Origin of the sequence: Pseudomonas sp. MS15a(2019) (genome assembly GCF_013277805.1) — a bacterium.
Lineage (GTDB): Bacteria > Pseudomonadota > Gammaproteobacteria > Pseudomonadales > Pseudomonadaceae > Chryseomonas > Chryseomonas benzopyrenica.
In genome coordinates this window covers 51,338-68,487 of record NZ_VBTN01000007.1, presented here as the reverse complement: position 1 = coordinate 68,487, position 17,150 = coordinate 51,338, and the positions used below count along the sequence as shown (strand labels likewise).

Sequence of the window (17,150 nt, the reverse complement as noted above, 5' to 3'; positions counted from 1 at the left end):
AAGACCATCAAGCCCATCGCCGACCAGCGGGCTTGCGCGGCTGGCATCGATCCTGCTAGCTTGATCGGGTTAGTACCAAGCTGACCCCAATCGCTGGACGCCTTTCCGCTCGTTGTAGCAGCGCGAAATAAGCGTCATCCGGATCGAATCGATCCCTCGATTGCTCAGGATCTGCCGCCCTGGCCTCTGAATCTCGTGCCCGGCCGGTTGCCTGCCTTCCCAAGTACTTACCTGCATGCCTGGGCGTCTCGCCCACACGCTGCCTTCCTCCAGCCAGAGATTCAGCCGTCGGCCGTTATGGGTACGAGGTTGCTGGAGTTATTTCACCGCGCCGACTGAGCGTGGATCCCAAGGATAGTTAGATGAACATTCAAAATCAGGCCATTGCGGCCATGCAACACCTCCAAGCGGCCTTCGCGCCGTTTCAATGCATCACCACCCCGGCTTCGCGCAAGGGCGGCTTCAGTTTCACCGTGATCGACGAGCGCGGTGTCGCCTGTCGTAGCGAGCGCCTCTACCCCGAGCAGTACAACGCTGCCGACGGCCTGGAGCGGGTCATCGCCCGTACCCGTCGCGCCCTGGTGGCCTAAGGCTCCCTGCGAGTGCCGGACGCATCACGGTTTCCGTGATGCCCATGCCGGCAGCCTCCATCTGCGGTATGTTTGGCACAGCTTCGCGTAGGCGTGAGCCAAACAATGAATCCCAAGATGGAGGTCGCATGTCGCAAGTCGTATTCATCCGCCATGGCCAGTCGGCGTGGAACCTGGAAAACCGCTTCAGTGGCTGGGCGGATGTGGATCTGACCGAACAGGGGATCCGCGAGGCCCACGAGGGCGGCAAGGCACTCAAGGACGCCGGCTTCCTTTTCGACGTGGCCCACGTCTCGGTGCTCAAGCGCGCCGTGCGCACCCTGTGGCACGTGCAGGAAGGCATGGACCAGATGTGGCTGCCAGTGGTGAGCGACTGGCGCCTCAACGAACGTCACTACGGTGGCCTGACCGGTCTGAACAAGTCCGAGACCGCTGCCAAGTTCGGTGAAGAGCAGGTCTTGGTCTGGCGCCGCAGCTACGACGTACCGCCGCCCGAGCAGAGCGTCGAGGAGCAGCAGGCCCTGGCCGCTGATCCGCGCTATGCCGGTCTGTCGCTGGATCAGGTGCCGCGCACCGAGTGCCTCAAGGATTGCGTCGAACGCGTCCTGCCCTACTGGAACGAAGTCCTGGCCCCGGCCATTCGCAGTGGCCAACGCGTGCTGGTAGTCGCCCATGGCAACTCCATGCGCGCCCTGATCAAGTACCTGGACAACATTTCCGACAGCGACATCGTCAGCCTCAATATCCCCAACGGCGTGCCGCTGGTGTACGAGTTCAACGAAGACCTCAAGCCCACCAAGCACTGCTACCTGGCCGACCCGGACGAGGTCGCCGCCAAGATGGCTGCGGTGGCCAATCAGGGCAAGGCGAAGTAAGGCGCTTGTTCGCGGCCATGGGCCGCTCCTACAGGCTTCAAGGCAACCGTAGGAGCGGCCGCATCGGCGGACCGCTATGGCCGCGATGAGCGATACGCCCAGACCCACAGCGTGGCAAACCGCTTGGCGTTTTCCACAATAATGGTCGCCGGTAGACGGTGGATAAGGTGGGCGCCGTTATCCACCCCACGGCCTGCTGACTTATCGCGGTCACGGGTCGCCGTAGGTTAGGTTGAGCGCAGCGAAGCTCAACAGGTCTCGCCTCAAGGTGCTGGCCATGTCGGGCTTCGACGGTGAAGCCGTCTCAGCCCAACCTACGATCTGCGCGGTCGTCCGCACAAAGCCGTTACAAGCCGAACCCCTGGATCCGTAGGGTGGAAAACCGCGTAGCGTTTTCCACCCTCAAAGTCTGTCGGTGTACGGTGGATAAGGCCGGCGCCGTTATCCGCCCTACGCCTTTAGGCATGACCGTTCGGGCGCTTTACCAACCGCGCCTCACTCACCACGCCTTCGTCCTGCCCCGCCTGAATCTCTTCGTCGGCCTCCACACCACCGTCGCCGGGCGTCTTCTCGCCCTTCTCCTTGCCTTCGTCACTGTGGTGCTCGATCACCGCATTGATTTCCGCGCCGAACAGCAGCACGGCTGAAGACAGATAGAAGTACAGCAACAGCACGATGATGGCGCCGATGCTGCCGTAGGTGGCGTTGTAGTTGGCGAAATTCTGCACGTAGTAGCCAAAGCCCAGCGATGCCAGGATCCAGACCACCACCGCCAGCATCGAGCCGGGTGTGATGAAGCGAAAGCTCTGCTTCACGTCTGGGGTGACGTAATAGAGCGCCGCGACGGCGATCATCAGCAGGAACACCGCCAGCGGCCAGCGGATCAGCGCCCAGAGGGTCACCATATAATCTTCCAGCCCTACATAGGCGGCCAGCCAGTTCATCACCTGGGGACCCAGCACCATCAACGCCGCAGCGCTGAGCAGCAGCCCGGCGAGACCTACGGTGTGCAGTACCGACAGCGGGATGCGCTTCCAGGCCGGGCGGCTTTCCACTACGTCGTAGGCACTGTTCATGGCGGTCATCAGCGAGCGGAAGCCACCTGAGGCGGACCAAAGCGCGATGATGATACTGAAGGACAGCAGACCACCCTGCTGCGTCTGCAGCTGGTCGATGATGGGATTGACCGTATCCAGCGCAGTGGGCGGCAACAGGTAGGCAGCCTGTTCGCGCAGGAAGGTGAAGAAATCCGGCAGGTGCAGGAAGCCGATCAGGGCGATCAGGAACAGCAGGAAGGGAAACAGCGAAAACAGCATCTGGTAGGCCAGGGCTGCCGCATAGGTGGGCATGTCGTCAGCAACGAACTCCTGGACGGCACGCTTGATGAGGGTGAACGGCGCAATGCCGCGCAGGTTGAAGGCAAACAAGGACATAACGGCTCCTGACGAACATTCCTCACGAAGGATTCCTGGAGCGGGCCTGCACGGCCTGCGCCCGGCGGCTTTTGCAGACCGCCCTACCTTCAGAGTGGCGGCAGCCGGGTTGGTTGCGCGCCGTCGTCAGAAGCCGGAACCGGAGGCATCCCGGCAGGCGGCGATCTCGGCGGCCGTGGGCACCCGGAGCTCCTCTATCCCGCGACGTTCATCGAAATGGATGAAGCCGGCGGCGGCGAATTCGCGCAACCAGCCCTCCATGGGCCAGAGCCCCCAGCGCGCCTGAAAGCGCCGGGCATTCTCCAGGATACTGGCGAAGTGGTTGAGCGGCGGGTGATAGGTCGGGTGGTACTGGTGGAAGGCGCGCGCCTCGGCCTGATAGACGGGGACCCCCGCGTCACGGGCACGAAAGGCGAAATCGGTGTCCTCGCCGCCATAGCCACGATAGCCCTCGTCGAAACCGCCGATGCGGCTGAAGGTGGCGCGCGTGCAGGCGAAGTTCAGCGACCAGAACAGCGGATGGGGAATCATCTCCCCGCTCGGTCGATCCCGGTGCAGGGGATGGACGACGCCCGAGGCGAGCAGCGCCTCCGGCGTCCAGTCACCTTCCGCGACGCCGGCCGGCAGGTAGTGGACGAAGCCCTGGTGCAGGGCGTCGGGGCGCGCGGCCAGCGCCCGGCGATAGGCATCGAGCAGGTCTGGTGCGGGGATGCAGTCCACATCGAGAAACACCAGCGCCTCGCCGGGTGCAGCGGCCACGGCGGCATTGCGCGCGGCGGCCAGGGGCAGGATGCCGTCGCCTTCGACCGCCTGTACCTGGATCGGAAAGCGCGAGCTGTGCAGTGCGCGTGGTGCCTCGTTCATCTGCACCACCACCAGGGCGGCGGGCGGGGTCGGCGCCAGCTCCAGGCCGCGGATCAGGTTGGCCAGTTGCCGCTCGCGGCCATGGACCAGGGTCAGGACGATCATGTCAGCACCTCCTGGGCGACTTCTCGAATACAGGCTGCGGCGCGCCGGGCGCCCTCGCCATCGCCTACCGCCGCCCAGCGCTCGGGATCGAGCCCGCGTGCCCTGGCCAGCAGCTCCGGCCAGTCATCGTCAGCGGGCCAGGTTTCGCCGGTGAGCGCCAGGCCCTGCATGGCCAGCAGGCGCCCGGTGGACAGTTGCTCGTCGAAGGGCCGGGCATCCGGCAGGCAGATGAAGCGACAGCGCAGATCGGCCAGCTCCGCCACCAGGCTGTCACCCGCCGAGCCGACCACCAGCTCGGCGCGGGTCAGCCAGGGCGCGGGATTGGCGACGCTGCCGAGGAAACTCAGATTGGCCGGCGCCACGGTGGCGTCCTCCGCCACCGGACCCAGCACCGTCCAGCGCCAGGCGGGACAGGCGCGCGCCGCGGCGACCAGTCGCGCGCGGCTGAAGGCGGTGCCGCCATGGCCGGCGATGACGGTGACCGTGCCGGGCTCGCGCAGGCTGTCGCGTCGTTGCCCGGCATAGCGCGACAGGCTGCCGGCATAGCAGGTCTTGGCTCGCCAGATGGCTGGAGTGGCGGGTTCTTCCAGATGTTCCGGATAGGGTGCCAACAACCGGCTGGCACTGGCATAGGCCAGTTCATGGGCGGCATCGAAGCGGCTGCCGCGCTGACGCAGATAGATCGTCGGCACGCCACACAGCCTGGCCAGCAGTGCCACCTCCACCGAGACGTCGACCACCAGCAGACAGGGCCAGGCGCGGCGAAACCAGTCCACCAGCAGGCCCATGCGCTCGCGCAGCCCTGCCACTCCCAGCGGCGCATAGTGCAGGCAGGCGAAGGCTTCGCCCTCGACACCCGGGGCCACGTCGGGCGGCAGCGGGCAGAGCTGGACGTTGGGCAGCTCCACCTGTTCGGGCAGGCGACTGCCGAACAGGGTCAGGGGGCCATCGAAGGCGGCGGCGATGGCCAGGGCTCGGGTCACATGGCCGGCGCCGTGATGGTGGGCGTAGTAGCCGATGTTCAGCTCAGCCACGGGCGGTCTAGCCACGGGCCACCCGACCGGCGGCGACATCGGCGAGCAGGCGCTCGTAGCGATCGATCATCAGGCGATGGCTCCACTGGGCCTCGGCCCGCGCTCGGCAGGCCTCGCGGGACAACGACAGGGCCTCGCGCAGGGCTGCGGCCAGGGCCGGGACATCACCCGGCGGGGCCAGGGCGCCGGTCTCGGCGGTGAGGAGTTCCGGCAGGGCACCGCGGGCGAAGGCCGCCACCGGCGTACCACAGGCCAGCGCCTCGGCGACGATCAGGCCGAAGGGTTCGTCCCAGCAAGGGGTCACCAGGCAAGCGCGGGCCTGGGCGACTTCGACGGCCAGGGCGGTGCGGTCCAGGTGACCGAGGTAAACGGCCTGGTCACCCAGACGCGGCGCGATCTCCTGGCGAAAGTAACGCTCGTCGGTGGCCTGGCCAGCCAGGCGCAGGGGCACACCGGCCGCCCGTGCGGCGTCCAGCGCTAGGTGCGGCCCCTTGTCGGGCACCAGGCGACCGAACCAGAGCGCATGGTCGCCGATTGGGGTACCGCGTGGCCGCCAGGCGTCGAGATCGATGCCGTTGGGAATCACGTGGCAGGCCGGCGCCAGGTGCGCCCAGTTGTCGGCATTGGCCTGGGACACGGTGCAGTAATGACCGCCACCGCGCTTGTGCAATTCGCCGATGGCGTTGATCAACTCGAAGAACGGCGGGGTATGCAGCACCGTGAGCATGGGCGTGCGGATCAGCCCGGACATGGTCACCGGCACATAGTGCAGGGCATTGTTGAAAATGACGTCGAAGCCATGGCTGTCGATGCGCTGCATGCAGTCGAGATAGCCGTGGTGCTCGTCGAGGTACTCGGAGCTGAGTACGTTGCGCTTGCGCCGGCAACCATCCGTCCCGTAGTTGCCGTCGTCGAGGATGGGTACCACCTCCAGCTCCGGCGCCGAAGCCGAACTGGCGAACAGAGTCACCCCATGGCCACGCTCGCGCAGTTGCAGGGTGATGTCGTAGGTGAAGGCCTCGAGACCACCGGCGAACGGCTGGCGTACCGGGTGTTTCACGTGGGTGAGAATGCCTATGCGCATGGAGCCGTCCGCTTGCTGTTGACCGTCATCCCACCGTCCTCATTGCTAGCCGCTGGTTGATAGGAGTCTCAGCGATGGGAATTGGTTGTGCGCTTCGTCGTGAAAGCCGCACGGCGGGAAAACCTCCGAACCCCGCAGGGAGTCAGCCTTCCTGGACCCGTATTCCCAGCAGACGACGGAGGTTTCCATGCATTATGAACTGCACTACTGGCCCAGCATCCAGGGCCGCGGCGAATTCGTCCGCCTGGCGCTCGAAGAAGCCGGCGCGGACTACCTGGATGTGGGCAACGCCCCGGAGGACGAAGGCCTGGGCATACCCGCCATGGAGGACTACCTGCAAGGCAAGCAGACCCACCGCCCACCCTTCGCCCCGCCCTTTCTCAAGGCCGGCGACGAGGTCGTTTCCCATGTCGCCAACATCCTCCAGTACCTGGGGCCGCAGCTGGACCTGGTGCCGCCGGACGAGGAGTCACGCTTCTGGGTACATGGCCTGCAACTGACCATCACCGACCTCACCGCCGAGGCCCACGATGTCCACCATCCGGTGGCCATCTCCCTGACCTATGAAGAGCAGCAGGACGAAGCCCGGCGCCGGGCCAAGGCCTTTGCCGGCGAGCGAATCCGTACCTATCTGAGCTATTTCGAACGGGTGCTGGGTTACAACCCGGCGGGTGATACCTGGCTGGTGGGCGAGCGGCGCTCCTATGTCGACCTGTCGCTGTTCCAGGTGGTGGCCGGCCTGACCTATGCCTTCCCCAACGCCATGCATCGTCTCGCCCCGGAGATCCCGCAGGTCCTGGCCGTGGCCGAACGGGTGGCGGCCCTGCCCAACATCGCCGCCTACCTGGCCTCGTCGCGCCGCCTGCCGTTCAGCGAGAACGGCATCTTCCGTCACTATCCGGAGCTGTATCCGGCCTGACGGGCAAAGAAAAGGCCGCCCGGGGGCGGCCTTTTCACTGTGGCTGGATTCAGGCGCGGTCGATGGTGTTCTTGACCGCTTCCTTACCCTTGCCCACGTTCTTTTGCAGTTTGCCTTCGGCTTCCTGGGCACGACCCTCGCCTTTCATGCGCGAGTTGTCGGTGGCATCGCCGACGCCTTGCTTGACCTTGCCGGCCACTTCTTTGGCGGTACCCTTGATCTTGTCGCTGGTGCTGCTCATATCAGTCTCCTTGGGATCGCACAGGCAGTGCGCTTGTAAAATCCGACTACGGCTCTAACCGGGTGGTTTCGACCACTCGTCGCCCAGCGTAGCGGCCAGGAGCCTCAGGAAGCTTTGGGCAGCGGCCCTGGAAGCCTTTAGACTTCCCGCCCTTTTTCGTGAGCGATTGCCCAGCCGCCGCCCCTTGGCGGGAACGTTGCGCAGGGCCGCCTCTCCAAATTCCACACCCCTTCAATGGAGACTTTTGATGTCGCTGAGCCAATTCGACAACCTGCCGGGCGTGACCGCCCAGCCCGACGCCGCCACCCGCGAGTTCGTCTTCAACCACACCATGCTGCGGGTCAAGAACCTGGAGACCTCGCTGGACTTCTATACCCGCGTACTGGGTTTCACCGTGGTCGATCACAAGGACTTTCCGGACGCCAAATTCAGCCTGACCTTCCTCGCCCTGGTCGATCGCAACCAGGTGCCGACAGACCCGGAAGCCCGCCAGCGCTGGCGCAAATCCACGCCGGGCATTCTCGAGCTGACCCACAACCATGGCACCGAGAACGATGCCGCCTTCAGCTACCACAACGGCAACAGCGATCCGCGTGGCTTCGGCCATACCTGCGTGGCGGTCCCGGACATCCGCGCCGCCTGCGAACGTTTCGAGCAACTGGGCGTGGCTTTCCAGAAGCGCCTGACCGACGGCAGCATGAAGGAAATCGCCTTCATCAAGGACCCCGACGGCTACTGGGTCGAAGTCATCCAGTTCACCCCGCTGTCCTGATCCCTCCGGGCCCGGCGTCCGTCGGGCCCACCCTGCCTGCCCTTCTGAAGACATCCGACGACTTTTCGGCGCTTAACTGATACCGACTGGCTCCAAGCCATCGACGCCTGCTCATGCCTTTGGCGTACTGCTGGCGAATAGCCTTACCAAAGTCGTATTGCGACCCCAGCCAGCGACGTCTTCAAAGAGCCCATCATGAAAAAAACAACAAGAATTCGGACGGGGATGTACAGCGTCCTCAGCCTGTTCGTCGCCTGCCTGCTGCTGGCTTGCCTGTATGGGTGGCTCAGCGCCCGTACCAGTGCCCAGCAGATCCGCGACCTGGATAGTCTGACCATGGAGCAGCTGGACAAGGTCAACAACGCCGCCACCTGGATCAGCCGCGCCAGTGCCAACTCCCATACCGCCATGCTCGATCGGGTCAATGGCGATGCGGCCAAGGCCGAAAAAGGCACGGTGCTGGCGCTGGAACGCCTGAACATCGCCCGCACGCTGATCACCGAGATGCTGGCCAGCACCACCGAGCCCAAGTTGCGCGGCCAGATCGATGCCATGCTCAAGGCCTTCGATGCCTACAAGGTCATCGTGGAAAATCAGATCAAGGCCTGCCGCGCCGGTGATCTGCCGGGCTACATCCGCATCAGCGATGGCGCCAAGGACGCCAGCACCGCCTTCGCCGACACCCGCAAGGTCTTTACCGACGAGATCACCGGGCGCATCGACGCCACCCTGGCCGCCTCCGACAGCCGCGTGCTGCAGGCCGAGATCGGCACCCTGGTACTGGTCGGTCTGACCCTGCTGCTGGCGGTGCTCTCCGGCTGGTTCATCGCCCGCCGGGTGCTGGCCCCGTTGAACGAAGCCGGCGAGCACTTCGCCGCCATGAGCGAAGGCGATCTGACCCGCCGCATCGAGGTGCGCAGCCATGACGAGATCGGCCAGCTGTTCGCCGGCCTCGCCACCCTGCAACGCCGCCAGCGCGACACCCTGGCCCAGCTCAATCGCACCGCCGAGCAACTCGACGGCGCCGCCCAGGAACTGGGCCAGGTCACCGCCCAGAGCAATCGCACCCTGAACCAGCAGCAACAGGAACTGGAACAGGCCGTGACCGCGGTGACCGAGATGACCACAGCCGTGGAAGAGGTGGCACGCAATGCCGCCTCCACCTCGGATACCGCCCGCGAATCCGATCGCCTGGCCACCGGCAGTCGTGGCCAGGTGGCCCAGGTCCTCAGCGAATTGCAGAGCATGCAGACCACGGTCAACGAAAGCGAAGCCGTGATCGCCAGTCTGGCGCAGCAGGCCAACCAGATCGGCAAGGTGCTGGACGTGATCCGCGCGGTCTCCGAGCAGACCAATCTGCTGGCGCTCAACGCCGCCATCGAAGCCGCCCGTGCCGGCGATGCCGGGCGTGGCTTCGCCGTGGTGGCCGACGAGGTGCGCAGCCTGGCCCAGCGCACCCGCCAGTCGACCCTGGAGATCGAGCAGATGATCGGCAACATCCAGGCCGGCACCGGCCAGGCGGTAACCGCCATCCAGCGCAGCAACACCCTGGCCGGTACCACCCTCGAGACCACCGAGCGCACCGGCCAGAGCCTGGAGCACATCTTTGTCGCCATCGGCGATATCAACGAGCGCAACCTGGTCATCGCCAGCGCCGCCGAGGAGCAGGCCCAGGTCGCCCGCGAGGTGGATCGCAACCTGATCAACATCCGCGAATTGGCAGGCGTGTCCAAGCGTGGCGCCGACCAGATCGAGACCTCCAGTCGCCAGCTCGCCGAGCTGACCCGCGAGATCCACAGCCTGGCCGCGCGCTTCCGCGTCTAGCCCGGCGCGCCGTCGCTCCCGGGAAGAGTCATCCCGGGGCAGCGGTGGCTTTACCCATCTTTACCTTTTCTTGGCATGACGTCGCTGCCGGTACAGGCGAAAATTGGCCCCGGGCGCCCAGCGTGGCGCCGGTTTTCGCTACGGAGCTGCCTGACGTCATGACGACCTGCCCTACCCCGCGCGGCCCTCGCCTGAGGTGCCTGCTGCTGTCCGTTCTCGCCTCGCCCCTGGGCCTGCTGGTGCTGCTGACCGGCGTGCTGCAGCTGCTCGGTCCCGGCTAGTGCCGCAGCGTCCGGTCACCACAGCGACCGGACGCGCCAGGGTCACAGGCGGAAGCGCGTCACCAGCCCATTGAGGTCCACGGCCAGGCGCGACAGCTCGGCGCTGGCGGCGCTGGACTGCTCGGCACCCGCCGCGGTCTGGACCGACAACTCGCGAATGTTCACCAGGTTGCGATCCACCTCGCGGGCGACCTGGGCCTGCTCTTCCGCCGCGCTGGCGATGACCAGGTTACGTTCGTTGATGCCGCCGATGGCGCCATGGATGCGCTCCAGGGCATGGCCGGCACCGCGCGCCACTTCCAGAGTGGACTGGGCGCGCTCGGTGCTGCTGCGCATCGCCGCCACCGCCTGATCGGTACCCTGCTGGATGGTGCCGATGGAGGTCTCGATCTCGCGGGTCGATTCCTGGGTGCGATGGGCCAGCGCCCGCACCTCGTCGGCCACCACTGCGAAGCCACGACCGGCCTCGCCGGCGCGCGCCGCCTCGATGGCGGCGTTGAGCGCCAGCAGGTTGGTCTGTTCGGCCACGCTGCGGATCACATCCAGCACCTTGCCGATGTCGTTGACCTGGACCGCCAGATCGCCCACCAGGGTGGCGCCGTGTTGGACATCCTCGCTCATGGTGGCGATGGCGCCCACGGTTTCCTGCACCAGATCGCGGCCATCACGGGCCACACCGGCCGACTCCTGGGACGCCTGGGAGGTGTTGACGGCGTTGCGCGCCACCTCGTCCACCGCCGATGACATCTGGTTCACCGCGGTGGCGGCCTGTTCGATCTCGGCGTTCTGGCGTTGCAGACCGCGACTGGATTCATCGGTCACCGCATTGAGTTCTTCCGCTGCCGAGGCGAGCTGGGTGGCCGAGCCAAGGATGCCCTGCAGGGTCTGGCGCAGCTGGCCCTGCATGGTTTTCATGGCCTGCAGCAGGCGCGCGGCCTCGTCGCGGCCTTCGCTGTGGATCTCTTCGCTGAGGTCGCCGGTGGCGATCACCTCGGCCGCCCGCACGGCCCGGGCGATGGGCTGGGTGATGCTGCGGATCAGCAGCCAGGCGAAGACCACGGTCAGCAGCGCAGTGGCCGCCAGCAGCAGCACCAGCCACTGGATGGCATGGCTATAGTCGGCAGCGGACTGGGCGTTGGCGGCGGCGGTCTGCTGATCCACCAGGTCGGTGAGTTGCTTGAGCACGCCATTGACCGCATCGGAGTTGGCCAGCAGGTCTTCGTTGAGCAGCCGGCGCAGGGGCTCCAGCTGATCGGCGGCGGAAAACGCCAGCATGCGCTGCTGCAGACCGTCGTACTGGGCGATCAACTGGCCGTAGCGACCGTAGGCGGTGCGTTCTTCGGCGGACTGGATCAAGGCCTCGTAGCGCTGCTGGGCGGCGCGCATCTGGCCGTTGCGCTGCTGGAACAAGGCCTGGGTCTTGGCGATGATCTCCGGCTCGCGATTGAGCAGCAGACGATAGGAGAGCACCCGCAGGCGCAGGGTCAGGGCGGTCAGCTCGTCGAGGGCGGCCACGCGCGGCATGGCGCGTTCTTCGATGGCCAGGCCCGAGGCGCGGATATCGTTCATCTTGACCAGGGCGGTGCCGCCGAGCAGCAGCAGGAGCAGACCGATAAAGGCGAAACCGAGCGTGGCGCGCCGCGCGATGGAGAGGTTGCGAAAGGACATGGAGAGTTTCCGTTGAGCCTGGAAAGTTCCCCTATCGACCGCTGGCGGCAGATCCTGAGGCCAATTATCGACCTGGATGCGGACGGCTTGCAGGAGCATGCGTCGAGCAAAGCCACCAAACCCTTGTCTCATAGGGCATTGGAGCTATTGAAAGGCTGGCGAAAGGTCTAGGCTGCGGCACTGTGCCGCAGATCACAGGCTGGATGCAAAGCGGGAGAAAGGCGAGCAATCTCCACCAGCGGCATTGTGTTCACATTTTTGCACATCTTTCGCAAGCCACTGATCATCAAGGAAATCTGTTCGGCTATCGCGATTTACATTTTCTTCACGGGGAAAAGCGTGATCCGGTGGCGAAATGCAGGGTTCGTGTCGATAAAAGGGCTAAATGCACTGATCATGTCGCGATAATGGCGGGATGATCTCAGTATTAGTTTGAAATATCTTCTGCGTTGTCGGTCACGAGCTATTGTTTCAGCGTGGATTAAGGTTGTGTTCACCAAGATGCGACACCGGGTGCCAGGACACCGCCCGACTACGCGATGGATTGCCGGAAAATGAAGCCACCAGAGCCCGAGATGGCCGGGGCGTATCGAAGCGATGCCAGGGGGCGTCTAGCCACTAACCAGCGCTTGCCGCTGCCATTGCGTACTTGAGAGAGGTCAGAAACAGATGAGCGACAACACGGATACCTTCGGCGCACCCGACGAGGCCCTCCTGCAGCTGGTCGATGGTTTCAAGCGTTTCCGCCAGGATGTCTTTCCCGAACAGGAAGCGCTGTTCAAGAAACTCGCCAGTGCACAGTCGCCCAAGGCCATGTTCATCACCTGCGCCGACTCGCGCATCGTCCCGGAACTGATCACCCAGAGTTCGCCAGGCGATCTGTTCGTGACCCGTAACGTCGGCAACGTGGTCCCCCCCTACGGCCAGATGAACGGCGGCGTCTCCACCGCCATCGAATACGCGGTCGTAGCCCTGGGCGTGAAGCACATCATCATCTGCGGCCACTCCGACTGTGGCGCCATGAAAGCCGTACTCAATCCCGATCCGCTGGAAAAGATGCCGACGGTAAAGGTCTGGCTGCGCCATGCCGAGGTCGCCCGTACCGTAGTCGAAGACCATAGCCATTGCGACTGCGGCCACGGCGGCACCCTGGGTTTCCTGACCGAGGAAAACGTAGTGGCCCAGCTGGTACACCTGCGCACCCACCCCTCGGTGGCTTCGCGCCTGGCCAGTGGTCAGCTGCAGATCCACGGCTGGGTCTATTCCATCGAGACCAGCGAGATCAAGGCCTACGACGCCCAGCAGGAACGCTTCCTGCCCCTGGATGGCGAAAACATGCCAGTCGCCACCCCGCGTCCGCGCCTGCAGCAGGCCTGATCCACCGCGGTCATCCGGTTCGCCGGCTGGCCGCCCGGAGACGGGTCCCTGGACCCGTCCCTATAACAGCGCACCGCGCCGGACGATCCCACCTGGGGCTCCATCGGGATCGCCCACCCTTTCCGCTAGCCGCCTAAATCCCGCACCGTGTCATATGACGTGATATGACGCGCGGGCACCTTTTTCCTAGTCGCTGGAGGACCAGGACCATGCTTGGCAATCAACAGACCCCGGGGCGCAACCTGTCGCGCGACGCCCTGGCCTCACTCGTAGTGTTTCTGGTCGCCCTGCCGCTGTGCATGGGGATCGCCATCGCCTCCGGCATGCCACCGGCCAAGGGCATCATCACCGGCATCATCGGTGGCCTGGTGGTCGGCTTTCTCGCCGGCTCGCCGCTGCAGGTCAGTGGTCCGGCCGCCGGCCTGGTGGTGCTGGTGTTCGACCTGATCAACCGGCACGGCCTCGAGGCCCTGGGCCCGGTACTGCTACTGGCCGGTCTCATGCAGCTCGTCGCCGGTCTCACCCGGCTGGGTGCCTGGTTCCGCGTCACCTCGCCAGCGGTGGTCTACGGCATGCTCGCGGGCATCGGCATCCTCATCGTGCTCTCGCAGCTGCACGTCATGCTGGACGCCAAACCAGCGGCGTCGGGCCTGTCCAATCTGCTGGCCTTCCCGGGCGCCGCCCTCACCGCGGCCGGCCAGTGGAACGGCAGTGGCAGCGGCGCCCAGGCGGCGCTGATCGGCCTGCTGACCATCGCCAGCATGTGGCTGTGGGAGAAATTCCGCCCACAGCCGCTACGCTTCCTGCCCGGCGCGCTGATCGGCGTGACCCTGGCGACCCTGGCCAGTCTCTGGCTGGCGCTGGACATCCGCCGGGTCGAAGTGCCCAACAACCTGGCCGATGCCATCGACTGGGTGACCTTCGCCGATCTTGGCATGCTGGCCAACGCCGAGCTGGTGGTAGCCGCCCTCGCCCTGGCCTTCATCGCCAGTGCCGAGACCCTGCTCTCGGCCGCCGCGGTGGACCGCATGCACAACGGGCCGCGCTCGCACTTCGACCGCGAACTGGGTGCCCAGGGCATCGGTAACCTGCTCTGCGGCGCCGTCGGGGCGCTGCCCATGACCGGCGTCATCGTGCGCAGCTCGGCCAATGTCCAGGCCGGCGCCACCAGTCGCGCCTCCACCATCTTCCACGGCCTATGGCTGCTGGCCTTCGTCGCCGCCCTGCCCTTCGTGCTCAAGCTGGTACCGGTGGCGAGCCTGGCCGGCGTACTGGTGTTCACCGGCGTCAAGCTGGCCGATCCCAAGTCGCTGACCGGACTCAAGCGCTATGGCCGCGCGCCCATGGCCATCTATGCCCTGACCGCGCTGATGATCGTCGCCACCGATCTGCTGACCGGGGTGCTGGTGGGCTTCGGTCTGTCGATCGCCTTCCTGGCGGTCAAGGCGGCACAGCTCAAGGTCAGCCTGACCTATCGCGAAGACCAGCCGGACCAGGCCGACCTGCGCCTGGTGGGCGCCGCGACCTTCCTGCGCGTGCCCCAGCTGACCAAGGTGCTGGAGCAGGTCAAGCCGGGCACCACCCTGCACGTGCCCCTGGAACGCGTCTCCTATATCGACCACGCCTGCATGGAGCTGCTGGAAGACTGGGGCCGCACTCAGGCCAGCAATGGCATGCGCCTGGTGATCGAGCCCAAGGCGCTGGAACGGCGCCTGGAAGGTCAGGCCTCCGCCGGGCAAACGGTGATGTCGACCTAGGCGCCGGTTTGCTAGCGATGGCGGAGCCTTCTGGCCGCTCCGCCATCCGGTCGTTTTGGTAACGAAATGATGCAAAGACGCCTTGACATCAAGACGCTCCATTCGACCCGACAGTGGCTTGCCAGAGCATCTCGCTAAAATCTGGACGGCCTCGCCATTGGTCATATTGTGGACAATCTGTCCACAAATAGTGCGCAAATCAGCGGATAAAGGCCGAAGCCGGGGTCAGTCATCCTACCAACAGCTAATAGTCTGCTAATTAACTTTCGCTCTTCTCGGCTTTGCCTTATAACGCTATCTGGTTCGACTTTTGTCGCACCAACGATCTTTGTGTCGGGCCACCCTCTATCCCGGGGGTAATCGCTTTGCCAGGAAAGCCATGCGACGCCCACACGGCTAAAAATGACTCCACGAGAGGTAGCTATGCGCAAGCCTGAATTGGCGACTGTGATTGCAGAAAAAGTCGGACTTCCTAAGGAACAAGCCAACGTCGTGCTCAACACGCTGCTGGACGAGATCGCGAATGCGCTGCACCGCAAGGACAGCGTGACGCTGGTCGGCTTCGGTACCTTCCTGCCGCGTCATCGCGGTGCTCGCATGGGGAAGAATCCCCAGACCGGCGAGCCGGTCAAGATTCGTGCGAGCAACACGGTGGCGTTCAAGCCGGGCAAGGCACTGAAGGACAGCATCGAAGGCTGAGGATGAGGCGGCAGGGATGGCCGCTGCAGCCAAAAGGCATCGCTCGTGCGATGCCTTTTTTGTGTCCGCGTGGCGCACGCGGAGCCGATCAGCCGATGGCGATCATCTCGAAGTCACCCTTGCCCACGCCGCAATCCGGGCACAACCAATCCTCGGGCACATCTTCCCAGCGCGTTCCGGGAGCGATGCCGTCGTCCGGCCAGCCCAGGGCTTCGTCATAGATATAGCCGCACACGATGCACTGCCATTTCCGCATGTTCTGTTATCTCTCAACCGGCTTCAGGTAGCGCGCACGCTACGCGAAAGCCTGGCAAAGGCCAACCGTGCCAGAACCCAAGCCGCTGCCGGTGGCTCTATAGCGGCTCTTGGCGACTGTCCGTCGTCCGCGTTCATCAGCTAGGCTAAGCCCATGACTTCCTCACCCTCCCCCATGCCCTGGGCCATCTATTTCGCCGTACTGGGCAGTGTCATCAGCGTGGGCCTGGCCATCGGCCTGTCGATGCCGCTGGTCTCGCTGCGCCTGGAGGGCTGGGGCTATGGCAGCTTCGCCATCGGTGTCATGGCCGCCTCGCCGGCCATTGGCATCCTGACCGGCGCCAGCCTGGCCGGGCGCCTCGCTTCACGAGTCGGCACGCCACGACTGATGCAGCTATGCCTGGTGACGGGTGCCGCCTCGCTGATTCTGCTGTCGCTGCTGCCCAGCTACCCCCTGTGGCTGCTTCTGCGCCTGGCGCTCGGCGCCATCCTCACCCTGATCTTCGTGCTGGGCGAAAGCTGGATGAACCAGGTCATCACCGATCGCTGGCGGGGTCGCCTGGTGGCCCTCTACGGCAGCAGCTACGCCCTGAGCCAACTGGCCGGTCCGCTGCTGCTGGGCGCGCTCGGTACCGAGGGTGACCAGGGCTTCTGGCTGGGCGCCCTGCTCATGCTCGGTGGCGCCACCCTGCTGCTCGGCCGCCAGGGCGCACCAGCCGCCGGCGGCCACACCGCCGCCTGGCAGGCGCTGCTGGATTTCTGCCGCGGCGCTCCGGCCATCGCCTGGGCGGTAGCGCTGTTCGCCTGCTTCGAGGCGATGATCCTTACCCTGCTGCCGGTCTATGCCCTCAACCAGGGCTTCGGCCAGCAACTGGCGCTGTACATGGTCAGCGCCGTGGTGGTGGGCGATGCTCTGCTGCAGCTGCCCCTGGGCCTGCTCGCCGACCGCCTCTCGCGCCAGGGCCTGTTCCTAGGCTGCACCCTGGGGCTGCTGGCGGTCAGCCTGGCCTTGCCACTGCTGCTGCACACCCCGGGCGTCTGGCCGCTGCTGGTGCTGTTCGGCGCCACCGCCGGCGGCCTCTTCACCCTGGCACTGATCCTGGTGGGCGAGCGCTACCGTGACGCCGAGCTGGTCAGCGCCAACGCCTGCATCGCCCAACTCTGGGGCCTCGGTTGCCTGGTCGGTCCGCTGGTCACCGGCGCTGCCAGCCAATGGCTCACCGGCCATGCCCTGCCGCTGCTGATGGCGGCCGGCGCCGCGGTATTGCTGGTGATCGTTGGGCGCCGAGGTAGCGCGCCGGTCACAGCAGAAACGGCAATTTAATGCCCAAACGCAGTTCTTAGAGTCGCGATTTTGGCATTATATTGCCGA

At 65.3% G+C, this 17,150-nt stretch carries 17 protein-coding genes; 10 read left to right on the top strand and 7 right to left on the bottom strand.

Translation table 11 applies throughout. The annotated features are described in order from the left end of the window. Positions 1–362 precede the first annotated feature (362 nt). Both FEZ61_RS10765 and gpmA read left to right on the top strand, forming a co-directional pair. Complete coding sequence (locus FEZ61_RS10765) at positions 363–590, top strand: hypothetical protein (RefSeq protein WP_017639323.1); 228 nt, start codon at positions 363–365, stop codon at positions 588–590. Positions 591–718: 128 nt separating this feature from the next. Next, the gene (gpmA, locus tag FEZ61_RS10760; protein WP_173148598.1) at positions 719–1,465 is read left to right on the top strand and encodes a 2,3-diphosphoglycerate-dependent phosphoglycerate mutase; all 747 of its coding nucleotides are present in this window, start codon (positions 719–721) and stop codon (positions 1,463–1,465) included. Positions 1,466–1,923: 458 nt separating this feature from the next. On the opposite strand, the gene FEZ61_RS10755 is transcribed toward gpmA, so the two are convergent. The 4 genes from FEZ61_RS10755 to FEZ61_RS10740 form a co-directional block, all read right to left on the bottom strand. After that, a complete protein-coding gene (locus tag FEZ61_RS10755; protein WP_064307751.1) occupies positions 1,924–2,898 on the bottom strand; it encodes a YihY/virulence factor BrkB family protein in 975 nt (324 codons plus the stop codon). A 126-nt stretch (positions 2,899–3,024) separates the two neighbouring features. Continuing rightward, the gene (locus FEZ61_RS10750; RefSeq protein ID WP_160922073.1) at positions 3,025–3,867 is read right to left on the bottom strand and encodes a galactosyltransferase-related protein; all 843 of its coding nucleotides are present in this window, start codon (positions 3,865–3,867) and stop codon (positions 3,025–3,027) included. Next, a complete protein-coding gene (locus FEZ61_RS10745) occupies positions 3,864–4,901 on the bottom strand; it encodes a hypothetical protein (RefSeq protein ID WP_017639319.1) in 1,038 nt (345 codons plus the stop codon). Before FEZ61_RS10745 ends, FEZ61_RS10750 begins: the two co-directional genes overlap by 4 nt. A 7-nt stretch (positions 4,902–4,908) precedes the next feature. Then, positions 4,909–5,985 carry a glycosyltransferase gene (locus FEZ61_RS10740; protein WP_160922074.1) on the bottom strand — a complete coding sequence of 359 codons (1,077 nt, stop codon included), beginning with the start codon at positions 5,983–5,985 and terminating at the stop codon, positions 4,909–4,911. Positions 5,986–6,172: 187 nt separating this feature from the next. Here FEZ61_RS10740 and FEZ61_RS10735 point away from each other — a divergent pair, with 187 nt between their 5' ends. Continuing rightward, a complete protein-coding gene (locus FEZ61_RS10735) occupies positions 6,173–6,904 on the top strand; it encodes a glutathione S-transferase (RefSeq protein ID WP_173148597.1) in 732 nt (243 codons plus the stop codon). A 49-nt stretch (positions 6,905–6,953) separates the two neighbouring features. On the opposite strand, the gene FEZ61_RS10730 is transcribed toward FEZ61_RS10735, so the two are convergent. After that, complete coding sequence (locus FEZ61_RS10730; protein ID WP_026083651.1) at positions 6,954–7,145, bottom strand: CsbD family protein; 192 nt, start codon at positions 7,143–7,145, stop codon at positions 6,954–6,956. 247 nt (positions 7,146–7,392) lie between these two features. Here FEZ61_RS10730 and gloA point away from each other — a divergent pair, with 247 nt between their 5' ends. The 3 genes from gloA (at position 7,393) to FEZ61_RS24610 (ending at position 10,022) form a co-directional block, all read left to right on the top strand. After that, positions 7,393–7,917 carry a lactoylglutathione lyase gene (gloA, locus tag FEZ61_RS10725; RefSeq protein ID WP_017639315.1) on the top strand — a complete coding sequence of 175 codons (525 nt, stop codon included), beginning with the start codon at positions 7,393–7,395 and terminating at the stop codon, positions 7,915–7,917. A gap of 195 nt (positions 7,918–8,112) precedes the next feature. Beyond that, positions 8,113–9,741 (top strand): methyl-accepting chemotaxis protein, encoded by a 1,629-nt coding sequence (locus tag FEZ61_RS10720; protein WP_082731533.1) that lies wholly within the window; start codon positions 8,113–8,115, stop codon positions 9,739–9,741. A gap of 158 nt (positions 9,742–9,899) precedes the next feature. Next, positions 9,900–10,022 (top strand): hypothetical protein, encoded by a 123-nt coding sequence (locus tag FEZ61_RS24610; RefSeq protein WP_256562921.1) that lies wholly within the window; start codon positions 9,900–9,902, stop codon positions 10,020–10,022. Positions 10,023–10,064: 42 nt separating this feature from the next. Here the strand turns inward: FEZ61_RS24610 and FEZ61_RS10715 are convergent, their stop codons facing one another. Further along, on the bottom strand, positions 10,065–11,690 hold the full coding sequence (locus tag FEZ61_RS10715) for a methyl-accepting chemotaxis protein (RefSeq protein ID WP_017639312.1): 1,626 nt from the start codon (positions 11,688–11,690) through the stop codon (positions 10,065–10,067). A gap of 669 nt (positions 11,691–12,359) precedes the next feature. Here FEZ61_RS10715 and FEZ61_RS10710 point away from each other — a divergent pair. The 3 genes from FEZ61_RS10710 (at position 12,360) to FEZ61_RS10700 (ending at position 15,523) form a co-directional block, all read left to right on the top strand. Next, complete coding sequence (locus FEZ61_RS10710; RefSeq protein WP_017639311.1) at positions 12,360–13,067, top strand: carbonic anhydrase; 708 nt, start codon at positions 12,360–12,362, stop codon at positions 13,065–13,067. 209 nt (positions 13,068–13,276) lie between these two features. Continuing rightward, on the top strand, positions 13,277–14,824 hold the full coding sequence (locus FEZ61_RS10705) for a SulP family inorganic anion transporter (protein WP_068384581.1): 1,548 nt from the start codon (positions 13,277–13,279) through the stop codon (positions 14,822–14,824). Positions 14,825–15,247: 423 nt separating this feature from the next. Beyond that, positions 15,248–15,523 (top strand): HU family DNA-binding protein, encoded by a 276-nt coding sequence (locus tag FEZ61_RS10700; RefSeq protein WP_017639309.1) that lies wholly within the window; start codon positions 15,248–15,250, stop codon positions 15,521–15,523. Between the two features lie 88 nt (positions 15,524–15,611). On the opposite strand, the gene FEZ61_RS10695 is transcribed toward FEZ61_RS10700, so the two are convergent. Continuing rightward, positions 15,612–15,779, bottom strand: coding sequence for a rubredoxin (locus tag FEZ61_RS10695; protein ID WP_007161456.1), 168 nt, complete (start codon positions 15,777–15,779; stop codon positions 15,612–15,614). Between the two features lie 174 nt (positions 15,780–15,953). On the opposite strand from FEZ61_RS10695, the gene FEZ61_RS10690 reads away from it, so the two are divergent. Further along, on the top strand, positions 15,954–17,102 hold the full coding sequence (locus FEZ61_RS10690; protein WP_017639308.1) for an MFS transporter: 1,149 nt from the start codon (positions 15,954–15,956) through the stop codon (positions 17,100–17,102). The last annotated feature ends 48 nt before the right edge of the window (positions 17,103–17,150 follow it).